The sequence below is a fragment of the Flavobacterium sp. UGB4466 genome (genome assembly GCF_903469665.1).
Taxonomy (GTDB): Bacteria; Bacteroidota; Bacteroidia; order Flavobacteriales; family Flavobacteriaceae; genus Flavobacterium; species Flavobacterium lipolyticum.
Window position 1 is genome coordinate 337 of record NZ_CAGKLC010000229.1, and the last position, 1,282, is coordinate 1,618.

Annotated in this window: 3 protein-coding genes; 1 reads left to right on the plus strand and 2 read right to left on the minus strand. The window is 36.3% G+C overall.

Annotated elements, in window-relative coordinates; all coding sequences use genetic code 11:
• Together JO950_RS22505 and JO950_RS22510 are read right to left on the minus strand one after the other, a co-directional pair.
• Positions 1 to 669: IS3 family transposase (locus tag JO950_RS22505; RefSeq protein WP_202704524.1), on the minus strand; the 669-nt coding region annotated here is incomplete at its 3' end.
• A gap of 2 nt (positions 670 to 671) precedes the next feature.
• Positions 672 to 857 carry a hypothetical protein gene (locus JO950_RS22510; RefSeq protein WP_202704525.1) on the minus strand — a complete coding sequence of 62 codons (186 nt, stop codon included), beginning with the start codon at positions 855 to 857 and terminating at the stop codon, positions 672 to 674.
• 195 nt (positions 858 to 1,052) lie between these two features.
• On the opposite strand from JO950_RS22510, the gene JO950_RS21795 reads away from it, so the two are divergent.
• Positions 1,053 to 1,282: hypothetical protein (locus JO950_RS21795; RefSeq protein WP_202704526.1), on the plus strand; the 230-nt coding region annotated here is incomplete at its 3' end.

Genomic DNA, 1,282 nt, shown 5'->3' on the forward strand with positions numbered 1-1,282 from the left:
CTTTAAAATCCCATTGATTCTTTCTGCTAAAGCATTCTGATAACAGTCATATCCATCGGTCATTGATGGCTCAATATTATTCTTTTTTAATTCATTTTGATAAACTTGGGAACAATACTGAAGCCCTCTGTCTGAATGATGTATTAGTGCAAGTTTATTTTTTCTATTCTTAACCGCCATCTTCAAGGCTTTAACAACATTCTCCGCACTCATATCGTCACTTAAATGATATCCGACAATCTTCCTGCTAAAAACGTCTGTAACCAATGAGAGATAATGAGTTCTTTCATAAGATTTCACGTAAGTTATATCGCTAACAAAAACCTGTTCAGGCCTATATCTATCAATATCTTTGAGAAGATTAGGATATTTATGAAGCCAGTGTTTAGAAAAAGTCGTTTTAATATAACTTTTTGCAGGCTTTATAAGCAACTGTTCTCCTTTTAGATACTTGAAAAATGCATCTCTTCCGATTTTGATCCCATTTTCAGCAAAACAATCCTCCAATAAAAAATAAAGTTTTCTTATGCTTAATCTAGGCATTATTCTTCTTTGTTTTTCAACCAGTTCCCTAACTTTGAGCGATTGTTCTTTACGTATTAACAAGCGTGATTCATGCTGATAAATTGATTGTCGGCTTATCCCAAATAATCTACAGGCATAGGACATGCTTATTCCTTTTTCCTGCTGGATGCTTCTGATGGTTTGGGAGAAAACTTTTTTCTGATTTGAGTTCCATATTGACTGTCAGAAATATCAATCATAGTATTAAGAACCATGTTTTTCAGTTTTTCATCTGCCAGTTCTTTTTCTAATCTTTTGATAATCTGTGCCGGAGTTTCTTTTGATTTTGACATAAAAAGAAGATTAGGTTTACTCCAGTCTAAGTTACCAAATTTTCGCAACCAAACCAAAACTGTCTAGTCCTGAAATAGCGGTACACAAAAATTACCTTTGCAAGCCCTCGATCAATTGAGTACATTTACAACGCAGCGGGTCAAAAACTGAAGAAAATTGTAAAAGAGACCAGCGGTACAACTCATACTGATTATTTGGGAAGATTTCAGTACAGGTATAACGAAGACCAAAGTATTCCGGTTGATCCGGGCGACACTGATCCTCCTATTTTTACTCCGGATCCAGTAAAAGATCCACCGGCAGAAGCCAATCGTTTTGGCGCCTTCGCAGCGCAATCGGTAAGTGAAGCTGCTCCATCGCGACCAACGTTGGAGTTTTTCCCTACGGCAGAGGGGTATTATGATTACATAGGTAAAAAATATGT